An 18,845-nucleotide genomic window follows, 5' to 3' on the forward strand; every position below is an offset into this window, starting at 1 on the left:
TAAAATTGAATTTTATAATATTTTAAATATAGTTTATTAAAACTAATATTAGTATTTATTTAATAAATTTTAAACAAATAATAATATCTAAACTAATATTATAAAAATATAATTAAAAATCAATTTGACTTTTTAAATAGATTTAATACTAAATGTACAATTAATAGTAAAGCAATACCAATATAAACCAATCCATTTAAAAGGGGAGAATATCTATCCCTATAGTGTTTATGATAGAAGATGTACATTGCCCTATAAAATTCATAAATCAATTTATTTTTCTGTTTTTTACTACTTGCACCTTTAAGGTGAGTGATTTTTACTTTTCCATAATAGACAATTTTATATCCCGCCTTTTTAATCCTGTAACATAGGTCAATATCCTCACCATACATGAAAAATGTCTCATCCAGAAGACCAATCTCATCCATGACCTTAGACCTCATTAAAATAAAGGCGCCTGTTAGGCAGTCTATTTCATATATTCCGGAATCATCCAGATTGTCTAAATTATAATCATCATTGGAATTATTATGGCTAGGAATATGAAACAATCTATAGAATGAATTAGTTGGATTTGGAAAACTACGTCTACATGCTTTATCCAGTTTGCCGTCTTCAAGACAGACTCTTACACCAAGTGCCCCTACATCATCATGAGATTGAATATAATTCAAAGCCTCGGTAAGTGTATTATCTTCTACAATGGTATCCGAATTTAATAACAGATAATATCCGGGATTTGAATCCCTGATAGCTAGATTATTAGCATATGCAAATCCTCCATTTATACTAGATTGGATAAATCTAACGCTGGACTCATCTGCGAAAAAATCCTCTAATTTCTCTAAACTTCCATCACCTGATGCATTGTCGACTACAATAATTTCATAATCACAGGATAAGGATGAGTTTAATACTGATTCTATTGTATTTCTTGTAAGTTCAAACGTTCTATAATTTACAATGATGATTGATAAATCCATACTTACACCTAATGATTATTTTTTAATTAATTTAAAGAGATTTTTAAATAGTCTTAGCTCAATCTTAAAGTAGTTTAGTGTATTAGATCTTTTAAAATCTGTTTTTTTAATCTTGTTTCTATTATTTAATCCTTCCTTAATCCCATCTAAATAGATTTCACCAAAACCCTTCCTTCTAAAGAATAGATACTTTATTGAAAATCCAATGAAATAAAATATAAAATTAACAATTTTCTGTGGCATTGGAAAGTCTTTGTATATTAACCATATATTGTTTCTTGCAGATATCTTAACCTTAAACTCATTATATTGACTACCTGTAGTACCGCTACCTATGTGATATACAATTGCATCGGGACAGAAGTAATTCCTATATCCATATATTCTTGATCTGTATGCAAGTTCAACATCCTCCATATATGCAAAGAATTCCTCTTCAAAGTATCCGATCTCCTGAAAAACAGATTTTTTATATAATGCGGCACCTGCACATGAGGAGAATATATCCCTGGAATTAGTATATTTATTTGTAGGTTGGTTAAAACCTGTTTTCTTAGTATTTGCCAATATTGTATACTCGTCACCGGCATCATCTATCAAGTCCCTATTATCAAATTGAATCATTTTTGATGAAACCGAGAAAATATCCTCCCTAGACTCAATGCAATCAATTAAATTTGAAATAGTGTTGTTCTCCATTTCTATATCATTATTAAGTAAAAATACATATTCTGATTTTGAGGCTTTAATTCCCTGGTTTACCGCCTTTGCAAAGCCAAAATTTTGCATATTTTCTATAATTCTTATAGGGATCTCATAACCGTCATCAATTAAATTATGAATATAATCCAGACTATTATCAGAGGAATTATTGTCAACAATAATAATCTCTTCAATATGGTCATAATTAGTTAAAAGAGAACTAAAGTATAATGGCAAGAATTTCAAACCATTATAATTTGGTGTTACTATTGAAACTTTCATTATATCACAGAATTTATAAATTAATTTACGCTTTAAAATAATGAACCAGAAATTTAAACATCTTTAAGATTACTATAAATTAAATAATTATATAAAATTTTATTCTTGAGTTAAACTACCTAATTTAATTAATAAATTATATAATATCATGTTTATTAAAATTATTTGAGTTAGATAACCTGCTTATTAATTAAATTATACAATATCAAATTTATCTAAAAATTATCCAAATTAATTTACTACTTATTGATTAAATTATATAATATCAAATTTATTTAAAGTTATTTAGGCCAAATTATCTATTGTAAAAAAAAATTATTATACAATATATTGTATACTGTTTATATGCTGTTTTTAAATCTCTTCCATAATTTATAATATAATTTTGGATAGATTAAAAATAGCTTAATTTTACGATTGAAATTGTTATCTTGATTATCATACGGTTTAAACTTTTTAAGTTTATTAAACAAATCTAATTCATTCATTTTATTATTTATTTCATCAAAGGAACAATTATTCTCATAGAATAGATACATTAAATTCCCAAAGATAGCTTTCGGAATTCTATTAGTGGTAATCAAATCTACAAGATCCTCACTGTTATTATCATAATCTTTAAAATAGCCTTTAAGATTTTCTAATGTATTTATAAATTGGAATCTCTCAAGGGAAATAGAGTGACTTACCGATTTAGAATGTTGCAGGTAAAAATATGTAAAGTCCTTAGATATTCCAATAGATTTTCCATGAATTAAAGCTTTAATTGCAAATTCCGTATCCTCCCCATAAACTGAATCCTCATCAAACAATATATTATAATCTTTTATAATCCAGGTCGGATAAATCAACTGTACAAAGTTAAAGGATATTCTCATGAGAAATTCAAGTTTCAGAAAATCGTGAACAGAGATTAGGTCTAAATTTTCTATTTCCTCATATAATTGATTTGAACTTAGATAGTTATTATCAGTATCTACCTTCATGAGTTTTGTAAATCCGAAATCAGCATTGTTTTGATAGATTCCATTATAAAGGTTTTGAATATGGTCTTTGTCAAGATAATCATCATCGTCTACAAATATAATATATTTTCCAGATACATTTCTCAAACCAATATTTCTAGATCCGCTTGCACCTAGGGATTTTTCATTTTCTATTATTGTATATGAAATATCCCTATCAGATAAGGTATTTCTTATAATGTTTACTGTATTATCACTAGAATTGTCATCTACAAATATGATCTCAAAATCTTTAAAACTCTGATTTACCAATGATTTAATGGTTTTCTCTATGATTGAACCTGCATTATATGTTGGAATAATCACACTTATCTCAAAAGACATCAAAACACCCTTAATTAATCATTTAAATATTCATTAAGTATTTAACCAATATTATAAACAATATACAATCAACAGTTAAAGTCCAATAGACATAATTACTGTTTCAATAAATAATCAACAATCCTTTTAGATGAGTTAGAATCTAAATAATCAAATTCATAGTTAAGAAATTTATCCAATCTGTCATAATCATAATTATTATCTTTTATAATACCGACTAAATCATCCATGTTTTCCACAATAGGTCCTGGAAGGTCCTTATTATAATCAAGATAGAAACCTCTCTCATTATTTAAATAATTTTCTAGGTCATAGGCATAGAAGATGATAGGTTTTCTTAAGAGTCCGAAATCTATCATAATAGAGGAGTAGTCTGTAATAAGCATGTCGGAAATTAAAAGTAGATCCTGTTCATTCTCATAGTCAGTGCAGTTTATAATAGTATTATCTAGTTTACTTAATTTATTTGATATACTGTTATCTTTATCATAATCGAAGACCCTTGGATGTAGACGAATTATTAAGGAATATTCGTCACCTAATTCCTTTTGGAATTTGTCTACATCAAAATAATCAAATATATTATTATATCTTACATCCTCTCTAAATGTAGGTGCATATAATATAATCTTTTTATCTTTAATTTCAGGATATTTCTCTTGAAATCTTAATAGAATTTCATTTCTTATATTATCTAAACTGGGATTAAAATAGAAATCATTACGTGGGATACCGAAATTAAAAATCTTATCCTCGTCTATTTGAAAGGCTTCCCTATAATAGGGTAGAACATTTTTTGATGATATGGAAAGGATGTCAATTTTCTCTGATGATTTCCTTATAAGATTAACCAAATCCCTGTTAGAAGAATCTATTGAAGAATATCCGAATCTTTTAAATGCACCTGAACCATGCCATAACTGTATGACTTTAGTCTTATCAGAGATATCCATATATGCCAACGGGAAAAAATTATCATTTAGAAATATAAATCGGGAACTAGCTAATGTAGATATATTTGATAGGGAAACATCATTTTTAATTATATAGTTAAATTCAAAATTAGGGGAGTGTTTCTTAAATTCTTCCTCAATATATGTAAAATTATCCTTAAATGATTCCCTATCATCTAGGATAAATGAGATTTTATTTTTGTTTTTAAGAAATCTATTATAGACATTAAAAATAAAACCATATATCCTATGTTTTAAACTCATAATTACACAACTTAAAACAATTATATTTTATTAATAGAAGCAACTTAAAAAATGAATGAAATTAAAAAATAATACTTATTTTATTTTAATTTAATTTAAGATTCTTTAACTGTGCCTTAGATGCATTCTTAGCAGATGCCACATAATGATCGCATACATCCTCAACGTCACCAAATTCCACTAATTTACCATGATCAAGCCAAACAGCCTTATTACAGATACTTCGTATAGTGTTGGTATTATGTGACACCAGTATTACCGTTACACCCTCACTCATTAGGGATTCAATTTTCTTTCTACTTTTTTCCTGGAATTTAATATCCCCAACAGATAGAACCTCATCCAAAATCAAGATTTCAGGCTGAACGATAGTTGCAACCGAAAATCCTAGTTTAGCTTTCATACCAGAGGAATAATTTTTAACAGGAATTTCAATAAATTCACCAAGCTCTGAGAACTCCACTATCTCATCGTATTTCTCTTCTAAAAATTCCTTACGATAACCTAAAATAGCCCCATTTAAGAATATATTTTCCTGACCTGTAAAGTTATAATCAAAACCTGCACCTAACTCAAGAAGGGGAGCTACCTTACCGTCAACTGAGACAGTTCCCTTAGTAGGTTTCATAACCCCTGATAAAATTTTAAGTAGTGTACTCTTTCCAGCACCATTAAAGCCTACAACACCTAAACGTTCACCTTTATTGATTTTAAATGTAACATCATCCAATGCCCGAAACTTTGTCTTAGGTTTAATTTCCCTTTTAATCTTTTTAATAACATATTCCTTGATATTATCTACTTTTTCTTTAGCCAAATCAAATTCCATACTTACATGATCAACATTAATAGCTACTTCATCAGATACTGGAAATTTCTTTCTGTGTTCCTCACGTTTTTTCCTTTTATCTGCTTCAATTTTAGCTTCCTGCTCGGCTTTTATCCTTTTCTTACGTTCAATTTCCTTAACATCAGGTTCATCAATACTGATTGTATTTTCAGTACTTGAAGGTAGATACTTATCATTACCTTCATAGTTTACAACAATGTCTGCAGGAAATGAAAGATTTATATTCAAAGTAGAAAAACCGTCGGCTTTAGTTTTTCTTTTATAATCTACATCACATACATTTAAAACTATGTCTTCATCTTTAAGAGGATTTCCATTTTCATCAACAAGAATAACATTATAGATAGCTTTCTCATTCTTTAACTTTCTAACGTCATGTCCAAATAGATAAGTTTTTAATTTATTATTATCAGCCATACAAATCCTCCCATTATACATTTAAAATAAATTGATCTTGATATTTATAGAATATGTAAACTCCTATAATCAATGAAGCAAATGCCCATGCTGCCAAATAAAGGATATAATGTATATTTGGGAAAGAGTTATACATAATACACTGACGGCAAGTATATACAACAGCAAATATAGGGTTTAGCTTAAAGAAAAATATATACTTATCTGGTATAATACTTATCGGGTAAAATATTGGAGTCAGATAGGTTAACATCGTAATCATAACACCCCATAGATATAAGATATCGGTGAAAAACGTTGTTAAAGTAGTTAAAATCAAACCAACGCCAATAATCAATATAATCAATAAGAATATTGGAATAATTGTATATACTAAGCTTATATAGAAAGGGGCCCTAGTAGCAATCATAACCATTACCAATACAACTAAAGATATTAAAAAATTAACAAATTCAGATGCAACAACCCCTAAAGAAAACATGTATTTTGGAACATAGATCTTCTTAATAATACTTGCATTTGAACGTATAGATGACATGGAACCCCTTGTTCCATTTGCAAAGAAATCAAATACTAAACGACCGGTAAGTAAATATACCGGATAATTTGGAATTCTATGTCCGAAGAATGTGGAGAATACAATAGTTAAAACAATCATTTGTAACAATGGATTAAAGAAACTCCAAAGCAACCCTAAAACAGAATCTTTATACTTTGCTTTAATATCTTTTTTAATTAACTCCAACAATAAAAAGCGATATTTATAGAAGTTATTTAAAAAACCATGTATTTGCCCAAACATATTACCACATTAATTATTATCTAAAAATTAAGAAATAGATAATTTAAAATAAAATAACAAATCATTAAACTTTTTAATTTTTAAAATATTTAAATTTATTTATAAATACCCTTTAAGGGCCATATTAATAAAAATAGAATCATCTATCTTTATATATCTTATTATAATACTCCTGATATTGACCAGATTTAACCTTACTTATCCAATCCTGATTATCCAAGTACCAATGGATCGTTTCGATTATCCCATCTTCAAAGGTATATTTAGGCCTCCAGCCTAAGTCCCTTCTAATTTTTGAAGAGTCAATAGCATATCTTCTATCATGACCTAACCTATCAGATACGAATTTGATTAATGATTCAGGTTTATCTAATTCCTTTAAAATAAGCTTTACAATATCAATGTTTGCCCTTTCATTATGACCACCGATATTATAAACCTCACCAGATTTACCTTTATGTAAAACTAAATCTATTCCAGTACAATGATCATATACATGTAGCCAATCCCTAATGTTTTTACCGTCACCATACACTGGAAGCTCTTTATCCTCAATAGCATTACTAATCATTAATGGAATTAATTTCTCTGGAAATTGATAAGGACCATAGTTGTTTGAACAACGAGTTATATTTACCGGCAAATCAAATGTATTATGATATGCTCTAACCATTAAATCTGCTCCTGCTTTGGATGCAGAATAGGGACTATTTGCTTGAAGTGGGGTTTGTTCTGTAAAATAACCTTTAGGACCTAAGCTACCATAAACCTCATCAGTTGAAACCTGTAAAAACTTCTTAATATCATTCCTCTTTGAAGCATCTAAAAGTGTTTGAGTACCTAAGATATTTGACTTAATAAAGATTCCGGGATCTTCAATACTTCTATCCACATGGCTTTCCGCTGCAAAATGGACAATATAATCCACATTTTCCACAATACCGTTGACTAATTCAGTATCGCAGATATTCCCTTTAACAAAGGAATAATTGTCTTTATCCTCAATGTCTTTTAAGTTTTCAAGATTTCCACAGTAGGTTAAAGCATCAAGATTAATAAAATCATAGTTTGGATATTTATTAACCATATATCTTAAAAAGTTGCTTCCTATAAATCCTGCTCCACCGGTAACTAAAACAGTTGTCATAAAATCACACAATACATATTATTTAAATAAAGATGTCTATAAATCCATTTTAAAATCAACAGGCGTATCCTTAAGTCTTTTCCAGCCTTGGTCCTTTTCAGAGAATACTAAGTTTTCCAAACCAATATCATCAATCGGCCAGTCAATAGCTATATCCGGATCATTCCATTGGATTCCTCCCTCATCATCGGGATTATAGAAATCTGTACACTTGTATACAAATTCTGCAATATCAGATAAAACTAGAAACCCATGTGCAAATCCCTTTGGGATAAATAGCTGTTTTTTGTTCTCCTCAGATAAAGTGACTCCAAGCCATTTTCCATAGGTAGGTGAATCACGCCTTAAATCTACTGCAACATCATACACTTCACCTTTTATAACTCTAACTAATTTTCCCTGTGGCTGGGTATACTGGAAATGGAGACCTCTTAAAACACCCCTATGGGATCTTGACTGGTTATCTTGAACGAATTTCAAATCAATACCTTCAGCTTTAAAATCATTCTCATTATATGTTTCCATAAAATATCCACGTTCATCTCCAAATACTGTAGGTTCTACAGTAAATACACCTTGAATTTCTAGATTTTCTATCTTAAACTTTCCCATATTATCACAGTTTTAAAAAAAATAAATTTATAACATCCTAGTCATTGGCCAGACTTATTAAATATTGACCATATTCCGTTTTTTTAAGAGATTCGGCTTGTTTTAATAGATCTTCCCGTCCTATATAACCTTTCAAATAGGCAATTTCTTCAAGACAAGCTATATATAAACCTTGCCTTTTTTGAATTGTTTCAATATAATTTGATGCTTCAAGAAGACTGTCATGAGTTCCGGTATCTAGCCAGGCCATCCCTCTTCCAAGTAATTCTACCTTGAGTTTTCCTCTCTTCAAATACTCCTCGTTAATGGAGGTTATCTCAAGTTCACCTCTTTTGGAAGGTTCCACATTTTTAGCTATATCGACAACCTCATTATCATAGAAATAAAGACCTGGAACAACATAATTAGATTTCGGATGCTCAGGTTTCTCTTCAATAGATAGAACATTACCGTCATCATCAAATTCCACAACACCAAAAGCCTCAGGGTTTTTAGTATAATAACCAAATACAATTGCGCCATCTTCAAGAGAAGCGGAGCGCTCTAATATTTCCGTAAATCTATGACCATAGAAGATATTATCTCCCAAAATAAGTGCAACATTATCCTCTCCAATAAAGTCCTCCCCAATAATAAATGCCTCAGCCAAACCATTCGGTTCATGTTGAACCTCATACTGGAAACTTATTCCAAGATTTGAGCCGTCACCTAAAAGTTCTTTAAATAAAGGCAGGTCCCTTGGAGTAGATATAATTAGAATATCTTTAATTCCTGCTAGCATCAAAACAGAAATAGGATAATAAATCATTGGTTTATCATATAATGGCAATAGTTGTTTAGATATTGCTTTTGTAATAGGATATAGACGTGTTCCTGAACCTCCGGCAAGTACAATTCCTTTCATAAATACACCATAATAATTTTATAAAAATATTATTGAAAAACAATATAATATATTTTATAGATTAATAAATAAAATTTTTCAAAATTAAAAAAATTATTAAAATTTATTAAAATTTCATAAAGACATTTAATACAATTTATATTTTAAGTAGAACTTCAAGTTATTTAGCTATATTTTAAGTGTGAAAGTGAATTTACTGATATTATCGAATAAAACATAAAAATAAAATAAAAAAAGTAAAAAAACATAAAAACCAAAAATAAGAAATCAGGAGATTTAAAAGAAATAAAATATAATTAATAGATATGCTATTAATAATTATTATAATGCATTTTTAATAGCTTCACTCATTTCCATAGTGGAAGCATTTCCACCTAAATCTCCAGTAACATTTTTACCTTCTTTTAGGACTTTTAAAATTGCATTTTCAAGTCTTGAAGCTGATTCCTGTTCACCAAGGTAATCAAGCATCATTTTTGCAGATAACATCATTGCAATAGGGTTTGCAATTCCCTGACCTGCAATATCCGGTGCAGAACCGTGTACAGGTTCGAATAATGCATTATCTTCACCAATATTTGCGGAAGGTATTAAACCTAAACCTCCAACTAATCCAGCTCCTTCATCAGATAAGATATCACCATAAAGATTAGTTGTTACAATAACTTGGAATTGATTTCCTTGAGTAATAAGATACATACTAGTTGCATCTACATAGAAATCATTTGTTTCAATTCCTTGATCCTTATATTCATCTGCTACTTCATATAGTATTTTCTTAAATAAACCGTCAGATTTCTTTAATACATTTGCTTTATGAACACCAGTGACTTTGGTTTTATTATTGTTTTTAGCATATTCAAAAGCGTATCTAATGATTCTCTCTTCAGCTTCTCTTGTAATAACTTTTCTTGCGATTGCACCATCTTCGGTATATTCTTCCTCACCTGCTTTATATAAATCTTCGGTGTTTTCACGTACAATCATAATATCTAAATCATCAAATAATGCATTAGTACCTGGATAAGATTTTACAGGTCTTAAATTAGCGAATAATTTTAATGATTGTCTAAGTTTTACAATAACATCTGCAGCAGATTCTCCTGCAGCACCAAATAAACATGCATCTGATTTACGAACTAAATCTAATGTTTCATCAGGTAATGCCTTACCGGTTTTCTCTAAACATTCATCACCTGCAAGACCATATTCATATTCAAAGTCAATATCTAAACCATCAAGAACATTAATAGTAGCTTCCATTACTTCTTTACCAATTCCATCTCCAGGAACTACAGCTATTTTATACATTTAATCACTCTTTAAATTATTGTTAAATCATTCAATCAATAAATTAATGATTTTTAAACCAAATTAAGTTTTTTATAAATGAGATTTGGACAAAATTATAAAAGTTTTTTTATTAAAAAAACATAATGCTTGGCTTTATATTTCAAGTATTTTCCAAATGTAAAAAAAATCGAATTTTGCCGAGGTCTCAAAAATTGATTTTTATAAAATTACAATATTAGTTTTATTTTATAAATATAAAAGATTTTTTGATATATATTATATATACTAGATTAAAGAAAGTAATAATAAAAACTGGGTTAATATGTATGAGTAATGAATTTACTTTTGATGGTTTAAAAAAGGACATCATAGATTTGAAATGGTTCTTTTTTATATATTTTCTATTTTTAGTCACATTTGTATATGTTAATAATTTAGGATTTGAAACCGTAGTAGCCGAATTAATATTCTTTTTAATACTTGGCTGTATTTTACTTCTAATTATAAGCCATAAGAATCTACCTATACATAAGGTTGCCCTTCTTATAATAGTCATTTTTGGCATATCTTGCCTATTTCTATCACCAATAATTGGAGCTCCAGATGAAAATGAACATATCTGCAGAGGAGAATTAACATCTAGAGGAGAATTTATACCTCAGTATGTTTATAGTCCAGGTAATAACTATACCCATAAGGACTATAAATCAATTAGATCAATTTCTCAGATCGGGCCTAAAGTACAGATGAATTATACAAGTATTTTATCAAGAAAAACAGTTTTTCAAACAAATTGGGACGATCAAAAAATAGATTATACTCCGAGTTATGTTAATTCTGTATTTGCTCAAAATCCTTTTTATGGATATATTCCCCAGGCAATTGGAATTAATATTGCAAAGGGATTAAATCTAAATAATATATGGATGATATGGTTAGGAAGACTTTGTAATTTATTAGTTTATGGAATAATTGCTTCATATGCTATTAAAAAAGCTCCAATATATAAATCTGCACTTTTTGTAACATCAACACTACCTTTATCTATTTTCCAAGCATCTTCAATGAGCATTGATGCAATGGTAAATGGTTTAAGTCTTTTAACAATAGCTTATTTTTTATATATGTATAAACAGGAAGACAACACCCTAACCTTAAAGCATGTTGGAATCTTTACTGTATTGTCAGTGTTAACTGGTCTTGTAAAAATCACATTTTTAGCTTTAGCTCTATTAATATTCTTAGTTCCAAAATCCAAGTTTAAAGATAAAAAAACACAATTAGAAGGTTCAATAGGATTCATTATAACAACTGTCATTATTCTAATATGGACAAAGTTCTATGCAAGTATTGCTAATCTTCAGTCTTGGAGATTCAAATATGGACTAACCCACAATATTAATGCCCAAAGTCAGATAAGCTTCATAATACATAATTTTAGCACATATCTATCTGCAATAACCAGCATTAAGATGTATAAATATATAGTGTGGACTCTATTCTACTCAGGAGGATATAAATACTTTGCAAAAACATTTATACTATTATACTTGGTTCTATTTATTGTATTCTGTATAGAATATCCCCAAAAAGAAAAGATCAAGAATAGAAGCAAAGTGGGATTATGTATTATTGGAGCAATAATATTGTTTGGTACAATTACCATCGAATACATAACCTGGTCTCCTGTTGGAAGCCATAAAGTAGTAGGTATGCAAGCAAGATATCTTATACCACTAATTGCATTTGCACCGATGGTTTTAAACATTAATAGAAATAATGAAAGTCCTAAGAACAATATAAAACTGTTATTATACACCATAACAATAGGATTTATTGCCTTAACAGTCTTTGCAATATTTTTAAGATATTATTTCTAACTTTTTTATGAATTTTTAATCCGATTATTGTTTTAATAGCATTATTAACTACTGAATTAAATTTACTAAAATTCGATGTTTATAGATAGATAGTTTAAGATAAGAATTTAATATCCAATTATTTTAATATCTTTATAAATTTAACTAAAAAATTATAAAATAATGGATAACAGATAATTTAATTTAAATAATTTATAAATAAATATTTAATCAGATAAAAATAATTAGATTTTTTAATGGAATTGTAAAGGGATTTAATGTTTGATACTAATGATTTAAGTGGATTAAAAATGGAGATTAAAAACCTTAAATGGTTTTTTACAATATATTTAATATTTTTATTATCATTTCTATCATATCAGATGAGGACAACTAATTTCAATATTAAGCTTACATCAATTTTATTAATACTTTTGTTTATACTTGGATCTTTTATTCTAGTTTTTATATCTAAAAGGAATCTTCCCCTATATAAAATAGCCTTCATAGTTATATTGATTTTCGGATTATGCTGTGTATTCGTTACACCTATTGTAACGGTATGTGATGAGACAGAACACTTCTGGAGATCTGAGATAACATCAGAAGGCCAATTATTTCCAAATTATATAGATATACCTAATTCAAATAAAACCGGATATGAAGCTAAGGGATATGAAACGATTGCCTCAATGAGCCCACTTTATAAGAATACCGGAAATACCATATTCAATACCAATTGGGATGATCTGTCCATAAACTACACCACAACCTATGTCTCCTCTGCATTTTGTCAGAATCCGTTTTATGGATATATCCCGCAGGCAATCGGGATAGATATTGCAAAGGGATTAAATCTGAATAACATATGGATGTTATGGTTTGGAAGAATAGCTAATCTTTTAATGTTTGCTTTTGTATGTTCATATGCTATTAAAAAAGCGCCAATATTTAAGATTCCACTATTTATTACTGCAACCCTTCCACTTACAATTTATCAAGCTGCATCATTAAGTATTGATGCAACTGTAAATAGTTTTGCAATCCTTACAATAGCATATTTCCTATACATGTACAAAGCCGGAGAAAAAACCCTAGACTATAAAAACTTAATCGCGTTTTTAGTTATCTCCCTTATTGGTGGATTTACAAAGGTAACCTATATGGGATTACTGCTTCTAATATTTCTAGTTCCAAAAGACAATTTCAAGGATAGAAAAGTAGAACACTCAAGGATTATTGGATTTATAGGTGTAATCTTAATCGATTTATTGTGGATCAAACTATATGCAACTAAACACTTGTTAAATTCATGGAGAGGCACCTATTTCATAAAAAACAATGTGAACATATTAGGTCAATTAACATATATGGCACACCATCCATTGAACTCACTTTATTTACTGTTTACACCAGATAATCTTATAAACGTTATTAGCGGATATTTCTCATTTGGTAATTTACCGCCATACACATCTACATTTCTAGTTGTAACATTTCTAATCTTTTATGTAATCCTATCTTTCTTATATCCACAGGAGATCAAACTAGATAGAAAATCAAAAATAGGCGTTTTCTTTATTGGACTCTTAATCTTTATAGGCACATACCTCATCCAATATCTAACCTGGTGTAATGTCGGAATGTCAAGGATTGAAGGTGTCTTTGGAAGATATTTTATTCCCCTTTTAGTGTTAGGACCAATGATATTTGGACTTAAAGAAAGTAATAAAAACGAAAAAAACAGTCAATTATTAGTAATAACAATGATGATAGGTTTTATATCCTCAATGATACTTCTAACAATTATGAAATTTTATTAAATATTAGTCAAGAGACAATCTTAATCTACTGCCTACCTCTTAATTTCATGGCCATCTTTCTTAAAGAAGCTGCAAGTCTATATGGTCTTGTTTTTAAAAGTTTATTCTTAAAATCCAACTCCTTTTTCAGATTTTGATTTTCTTTTTTAAATGTATTCTCTTTTTTATAAAGATTATAGATATAATTGTTAATATCTTTTATATTATCCTGAGTATTAACATCCAGAGAATCTAGACACTTGAAAAATCTTAGATAATCGAAGTTTTCAATATGATATGACTCTATTTCATATAACGCTTTAAAATAATCTTCAGGATGTTTTTCAATATATCTAACTATGAAATTCTTCTGTCCCACATTAACAATAAAATCTAGAAGTTTAAAGATCTTCTCTTTATCTTTGGATTTCCTATATGTATTATCAAGGGATTTCATTACTTTCAATCTATCTACAACATTGAACTGAAATGACATGTCCTGCCTAGATATAGAACCTGGAACAAGGACCCTGTAATAAATGGCCTCCCTTTCATTGTCTACTATATAGAATTCAAAATCGAATTTGGAATATAGTTTAAAGAAATAGTCCAGATCCACCCCATTATATAGATTAGGATTAAACCTAACCTTATTAGCATAAATAGTAGGAACAAGTTTATTTGTTGTAATCAATAAGGGATTTACATCAAAGTCATATAAATGGAACAATCCATTGTTTTCAAGTAAGGTGTCACTGAAATAGGTTTTAGATAGATTACCCTCCAAATCCACATTAAAAAAATTACCTAGAACTATCCTATTTGATTTACGATGTTTATATAATTCCTCAAGATAGTTATAGGAGATATAATCATCAACATCAATAAAGATACAGTATTCCCTATCAATAGTATCAAGGGCCAAATTTCTAGCATTGGACACTCCTTTTTGAGATTCCATTATTTCAATATTTAAATCAGTATTCTCACTTTTAAATCTTTTAATAATACTCTCGGAATTGTCCCTTTCACCATTTATGATAAATAATGCATCAAAAAGATTCTTATCCAAAGTTTGATTCTTTAATGAATCCAATAATTTTAGAATGTATTTTTCTCCTTTATAAGTAGGAACAATTATAGATATCCCTTGATTAAAATCAGACATGTTATCCAACCTAAGTTTACAAAATAGTAAAAAAAAAAATAAAAAATAGTTTAAAATAAAAATGTTTCTTTCTTATTTATAAAACAGCTCTAATTAATTATATTCTTAATTAAAAGTTTAATTTAATGATATTTAAATATCATCAATATTATTCTTTAACCAAGGAATTAATCCACCGCTATTTAGGATATTTAACATGAATGGAGGTAATTTCTTGAATTTAACCTCTTCACCAGATGAGGTTTTAATCACTCCCTTTTCCATGTCAACATCTATTATATCTCCATCTTTTACCTTATCAGCAATTCCAGGAGCTTCAATAAGTGGAATTCCAATATTAGTAGCGTTTCTATAGAAGATTCTTGCAAAGGATTCTGCAATTACAGCACCAATACCTAAACCTTTCATTGCAATAGGTGCATGTTCTCTAGATGAACCGCATCCAAAGTTAGTTCCTCCAACAATGAAATCCCCTTTTTGAGCTTTTTTACTAAAATCAGGATCTAATCCTTCCATACAATGTTTAGATAATGTTTCCTCATCAGTATAGATTAGATATCTTCCAGGTAAAATAACATCAGTATCAACATCATTTCCAAATTTCCATACTTTTCCTTCCATATTATTATCTCCTTAATTATCAGGTAAAGAAATTTCTCCCTTAATAGCTGAAGCAGCTGCAACCTTTGCAGATGATAAGTATACCTCACCATCAGGACTACCTTGTCTTCCTTTAAAGTTTCTGTTTGATGTTGAAAGACTTACCTCACCAGGTCCAATAAGACCTACATGTCCACCTAGACATGGACCACAACATGGATTTGTAACAAGTGCGCCAGCATCAACGAATATTTTTATTAAACCTTCATCTAAACATTTAGAATAAACTTCACGGGAAGCAGGAATCACAAGCATTCTTGTACCCTTTGCAATCTTATGTCCTTTTAGGATTTCTGCTGCATCCCTCATATCCTCAATTCTTCCATTGGTACATGAACCTAAGAATACCTGGTCTACATGTTTTGAAACCTCACTTGCATCTTTAACATTATCAACATGATTTGGACAAGCGATTTGTGGGTCTAAATCAGATACATCTATATCTACAGTTTCATAGTTTGCATCCTTATCGGTTTTAAAGATTTCATAAGGTTTATCTGTTCTACCTTTTAGATATTCCTTGGTTTTTTCATCTGCTTCACATAAACCTACTTTTCCGCCCATTTCAACGGTCATGTTTGAAAATACCATTCTATCGGATATGCCCATATTTTCAATTGTATCTCCAACAAATTCACATGCCTTATAAGTAGCACCGTCTGCTCTCATCTTACCAATAATGTGTAATATAACATCCTTTGCAGAGGTGTTCTCTTTTAAATCTCCAGTGATATTAAATCTGATAGTCTCAGGAACTTTAAACCATAATTTACCTGTTGAAAGAACCATAGACATATCAGTGGATCCAATACCAGTTGCAAATGCGCCTAATGCACCATGGGTACAGGTATGTGAGTCGCAACCTACTACAACCTCACCTGGACGAATATGTCCCATTTCAGGAAGTACCTGGTGACATACACCTTGATTTACATCATAAAAATTAGTGATGTTCTGTTCTTTTGCAAATTTTCTCATAAATATATGATTGTTAGCAGCTGTAATTGAATCAGCAGGTACCTGATGGTCGAATGGAATAACAACTTTATCCTTATCCCATACCTTTCCAGTACCGATTTCTTCAAATCCTTCTACAGCAAGAGGACCTGTTAAATCATGAATCATAGCGATATCAATATTAGCCATAACAATTTCTCCAGCTTCAACCTTATCTTTACCTGAAGCCTTAGCTAATATCTTTTCAGACATTGTCATAGACATAATTTTTTTCTCCATAAATTGATTTAAAAAAATATTTAAATTATAAAGTCAATTAAAATAATTAATTTTTTATTATTCTATTAATATTAATTTATTTGTTTTTATAAATATAGTTTAAAAGCATCTAAAAAAAATCTAAAGAATTATTAATTCTATAATTAAATAAATTAAAAAAATAAAAAAGTAAGATTTATAAAATTTATCCATGAAAGTTAAAAAAATGATGAATTTACATTCTAAAATAAAACATCTTAATCATGTTAATTATTAAAATGATGCATAAATCTAAATCTTATAAAGGTTTCCGAAATTAAAGAGAGTTATCTCATCTGGAACATCCTTAATAATGTCTTTAGTATCAAATATAATCAGATCTTCCATCTTATCAATAAATAGATTATAATCTAAATCCTTAAATTCATCATGATCTGCAAGTATCAATGCAAGTGAGGCACCATCCAACGCATCTTCAAGTGATAAATAACTTTCATCTTCAACATGGGAATCATGGACTCCTATTTTATAACCTTCCTTTTGAAGTTTTGATATGATTTCAAATGCGGGACTCTCTCTGGTATCCCCTGTATTACCCTTGTATGAAACTCCAAGGATTGCGATTTTAGGGGTATATTCATCGGTATAGTTTTGAATAATCTTTTTAGCATTATCTACTGTAAACTGTGGCATACTGTTATTGGTATCCCTTGCAAGTTTAATGATTTTAGCGGTATCAGGTGCTTTAGAATATATGAAGTATGGATCTATTGCAAGACAATGTCCACCTACACCTGGACCTGGATTATGAATGTTGACCCTAGGATGTTGGTTTGCAAGTTTAATTACATCTAGTGCATTTGCACCAATCTTCTCACATATCTTAGTAAGTTCATTTGCAAGTGCAATATTAACATCACGATATGTGTTTTCCATACATTTGGACAATTCTGCAGTTATAGCCTCTGTTTTTAACAATTTACCTTTTACAAATATTCCATAAGCCTCTGCAGCTTTTTCAGTACAGGCTTCAGTTACTCCACCGATAATCCTATTATTGTTTACAAGTTCATACATAATTTGGCCTGGAAGTACTCTCTCAGGACAATGTGCTAGATATAAATCTTTCCCAATAGTGAATCCAGCCTCTTCAAATATTGGTTTGATTATATCGTTTGTAGATCCTGGAGCAATAGTTGATTCAACTATAACTGTATTACCCTTTTCCAGATAGTCAAGAATAGATTTACAAGCACTTATAACATAACTTAAATCACAGCTTAAATCTTCAACAACATATGGAGTAGGTACAGTAATAATAAATACATCTGCCTTATCAGGTTTTAAAGATACATGATATCGGCCTTCAGTTAAAGCATTGTTAATACTTTCACTTATGCCTGGTTCTTCAATGTGAACAATTCCATCTTTCAAGTCTTTAATAATCTCTTTATTAACATCTACTCCCAAAACGTCACAGTTATTCTTTGCAAATAATGCTGCTGTTGGAAGTCCGATATATCCTTGACCTACTACACAAACTTTCATTATATCACTTCTAAGTAAAACTAAATAAAAAT

The 18,845-nt window shown here is 29.3% G+C and carries 16 protein-coding genes; 2 read left to right on the forward strand and 14 right to left on the reverse strand.

The features are described 5' to 3' along the window. Positions 1-119: 119 nt before the first annotated feature. The 10 genes from ABM4_RS08430 to ABM4_RS08475 all read right to left on the reverse strand — a co-directional run bounded on the left by ABM4_RS08430 (position 120) and on the right by ABM4_RS08475 (position 10,579). Positions 120-986 carry a glycosyltransferase family 2 protein gene (locus ABM4_RS08430; protein WP_016359249.1) on the reverse strand — a complete coding sequence of 289 codons (867 nt, stop codon included), beginning with the start codon at positions 984-986 and terminating at the stop codon, positions 120-122. 15 nt (positions 987-1,001) lie between these two features. Beyond that, entirely contained in the window at positions 1,002-1,970 is a 969-nt protein-coding gene (locus tag ABM4_RS08435) for a glycosyltransferase family 2 protein (protein ID WP_016359250.1), read from the reverse strand. 341 nt (positions 1,971-2,311) lie between these two features. Further along, a complete protein-coding gene (locus ABM4_RS08440) occupies positions 2,312-3,319 on the reverse strand; it encodes a glycosyltransferase family 2 protein (RefSeq protein WP_016359251.1) in 1,008 nt (335 codons plus the stop codon). 95 nt (positions 3,320-3,414) lie between these two features. Continuing rightward, positions 3,415-4,536 carry a CDP-glycerol--poly(glycerophosphate) glycerophosphotransferase gene (locus tag ABM4_RS08445; RefSeq protein ID WP_016359252.1) on the reverse strand — a complete coding sequence of 374 codons (1,122 nt, stop codon included), beginning with the start codon at positions 4,534-4,536 and terminating at the stop codon, positions 3,415-3,417. An 85-nt stretch (positions 4,537-4,621) separates the two neighbouring features. Beyond that, positions 4,622-5,803 carry an ABC transporter ATP-binding protein gene (locus ABM4_RS08450; RefSeq protein ID WP_016359253.1) on the reverse strand — a complete coding sequence of 394 codons (1,182 nt, stop codon included), beginning with the start codon at positions 5,801-5,803 and terminating at the stop codon, positions 4,622-4,624. Between the two features lie 13 nt (positions 5,804-5,816). Beyond that, a complete protein-coding gene (locus tag ABM4_RS08455) occupies positions 5,817-6,605 on the reverse strand; it encodes an ABC transporter permease (RefSeq protein WP_016359254.1) in 789 nt (262 codons plus the stop codon). Positions 6,606-6,744: 139 nt separating this feature from the next. Then, positions 6,745-7,752, reverse strand: coding sequence for a dTDP-glucose 4,6-dehydratase (gene rfbB / locus ABM4_RS08460; RefSeq protein ID WP_016359255.1), 1,008 nt, complete (start codon positions 7,750-7,752; stop codon positions 6,745-6,747). 36 nt (positions 7,753-7,788) lie between these two features. Then, positions 7,789-8,364, reverse strand: coding sequence for a dTDP-4-dehydrorhamnose 3,5-epimerase (rfbC, locus tag ABM4_RS08465; RefSeq protein ID WP_016359256.1), 576 nt, complete (start codon positions 8,362-8,364; stop codon positions 7,789-7,791). A gap of 37 nt (positions 8,365-8,401) precedes the next feature. Beyond that, positions 8,402-9,268, reverse strand: coding sequence for a glucose-1-phosphate thymidylyltransferase RfbA (rfbA, locus tag ABM4_RS08470; RefSeq protein ID WP_016359257.1), 867 nt, complete (start codon positions 9,266-9,268; stop codon positions 8,402-8,404). A gap of 321 nt (positions 9,269-9,589) precedes the next feature. After that, a complete protein-coding gene (locus ABM4_RS08475) occupies positions 9,590-10,579 on the reverse strand; it encodes an isocitrate/isopropylmalate family dehydrogenase (protein WP_016359258.1) in 990 nt (329 codons plus the stop codon). Between the two features lie 308 nt (positions 10,580-10,887). Here ABM4_RS08475 and ABM4_RS08480 point away from each other — a divergent pair, with 308 nt between their 5' ends. Together ABM4_RS08480 and ABM4_RS08485 are read left to right on the forward strand one after the other, a co-directional pair. Next, positions 10,888-12,441 carry a DUF2142 domain-containing protein gene (locus tag ABM4_RS08480; protein ID WP_016359259.1) on the forward strand — a complete coding sequence of 518 codons (1,554 nt, stop codon included), beginning with the start codon at positions 10,888-10,890 and terminating at the stop codon, positions 12,439-12,441. Positions 12,442-12,698: 257 nt separating this feature from the next. Beyond that, on the forward strand, positions 12,699-14,243 hold the full coding sequence (locus ABM4_RS08485; protein WP_016359260.1) for a DUF2142 domain-containing protein: 1,545 nt from the start codon (positions 12,699-12,701) through the stop codon (positions 14,241-14,243). Between the two features lie 25 nt (positions 14,244-14,268). Here the strand turns inward: ABM4_RS08485 and ABM4_RS08490 are convergent, their stop codons facing one another. From ABM4_RS08490 to ABM4_RS08505, 4 genes are all read right to left on the reverse strand, one after another. Then, the gene (locus ABM4_RS08490; RefSeq protein ID WP_016359261.1) at positions 14,269-15,390 is read right to left on the reverse strand and encodes a glycosyltransferase family 2 protein; all 1,122 of its coding nucleotides are present in this window, start codon (positions 15,388-15,390) and stop codon (positions 14,269-14,271) included. Between the two features lie 132 nt (positions 15,391-15,522). After that, positions 15,523-16,011 (reverse strand): 3-isopropylmalate dehydratase small subunit, encoded by a 489-nt coding sequence (locus tag ABM4_RS08495; protein ID WP_016359262.1) that lies wholly within the window; start codon positions 16,009-16,011, stop codon positions 15,523-15,525. Between the two features lie 12 nt (positions 16,012-16,023). Continuing rightward, entirely contained in the window at positions 16,024-17,271 is a 1,248-nt protein-coding gene (locus ABM4_RS08500) for a 3-isopropylmalate dehydratase large subunit (protein ID WP_016359263.1), read from the reverse strand. 285 nt (positions 17,272-17,556) lie between these two features. Further along, positions 17,557-18,813, reverse strand: a complete 1,257-nt coding sequence (locus ABM4_RS08505) for a nucleotide sugar dehydrogenase (protein WP_016359264.1) — start codon at positions 18,811-18,813, stop codon at positions 17,557-17,559. Positions 18,814-18,845: the final 32 nt, after the last annotated feature.

Origin of the sequence: Methanobrevibacter sp. AbM4, assembly GCF_000404165.1 — an archaeon.
GTDB classification, from domain to species: Archaea; Methanobacteriota; Methanobacteria; order Methanobacteriales; family Methanobacteriaceae; genus Methanarmilla; species Methanarmilla boviskoreani.

What these genes read in the sequence shown, in the direction of transcription:
- ABM4_RS08430 (WP_016359249.1), bottom strand. Translation starts at nt 986, where the DNA reads ATGGATTTATCAATCATCATTGTAAATTATAGAACGTTTGAACTTACA.
- ABM4_RS08435 (WP_016359250.1), bottom strand. Translation starts at nt 1,970, where the DNA reads ATGAAAGTTTCAATAGTAACACCAAATTATAATGGTTTGAAATTCTTG.
- ABM4_RS08440 (WP_016359251.1), bottom strand. Translation starts at nt 3,319, where the DNA reads ATGTCTTTTGAGATAAGTGTGATTATTCCAACATATAATGCAGGTTCA.
- ABM4_RS08445 (WP_016359252.1), bottom strand. Translation starts at nt 4,536, where the DNA reads ATGAGTTTAAAACATAGGATATATGGTTTTATTTTTAATGTCTATAAT.
- ABM4_RS08450 (WP_016359253.1), bottom strand. Translation starts at nt 5,803, where the DNA reads ATGGCTGATAATAATAAATTAAAAACTTATCTATTTGGACATGACGTT.
- ABM4_RS08455 (WP_016359254.1), bottom strand. Translation starts at nt 6,605, where the DNA reads ATGTTTGGGCAAATACATGGTTTTTTAAATAACTTCTATAAATATCGC.
- rfbB (WP_016359255.1), bottom strand. Translation starts at nt 7,752, where the DNA reads ATGACAACTGTTTTAGTTACCGGTGGAGCAGGATTTATAGGAAGCAAC.
- rfbC (WP_016359256.1), bottom strand. Translation starts at nt 8,364, where the DNA reads ATGGGAAAGTTTAAGATAGAAAATCTAGAAATTCAAGGTGTATTTACT.
- rfbA (WP_016359257.1), bottom strand. Translation starts at nt 9,268, where the DNA reads ATGAAAGGAATTGTACTTGCCGGAGGTTCAGGAACACGTCTATATCCT.
- ABM4_RS08475 (WP_016359258.1), bottom strand. Translation starts at nt 10,579, where the DNA reads ATGTATAAAATAGCTGTAGTTCCTGGAGATGGAATTGGTAAAGAAGTA.
- ABM4_RS08480 (WP_016359259.1), top strand. Translation starts at nt 10,888, where the DNA reads ATGAGTAATGAATTTACTTTTGATGGTTTAAAAAAGGACATCATAGAT.
- ABM4_RS08485 (WP_016359260.1), top strand. Translation starts at nt 12,699, where the DNA reads ATGTTTGATACTAATGATTTAAGTGGATTAAAAATGGAGATTAAAAAC.
- ABM4_RS08490 (WP_016359261.1), bottom strand. Translation starts at nt 15,390, where the DNA reads ATGTCTGATTTTAATCAAGGGATATCTATAATTGTTCCTACTTATAAA.
- ABM4_RS08495 (WP_016359262.1), bottom strand. Translation starts at nt 16,011, where the DNA reads ATGGAAGGAAAAGTATGGAAATTTGGAAATGATGTTGATACTGATGTT.
- ABM4_RS08500 (WP_016359263.1), bottom strand. Translation starts at nt 17,271, where the DNA reads ATGTCTATGACAATGTCTGAAAAGATATTAGCTAAGGCTTCAGGTAAA.
- ABM4_RS08505 (WP_016359264.1), bottom strand. Translation starts at nt 18,813, where the DNA reads ATGAAAGTTTGTGTAGTAGGTCAAGGATATATCGGACTTCCAACAGCA.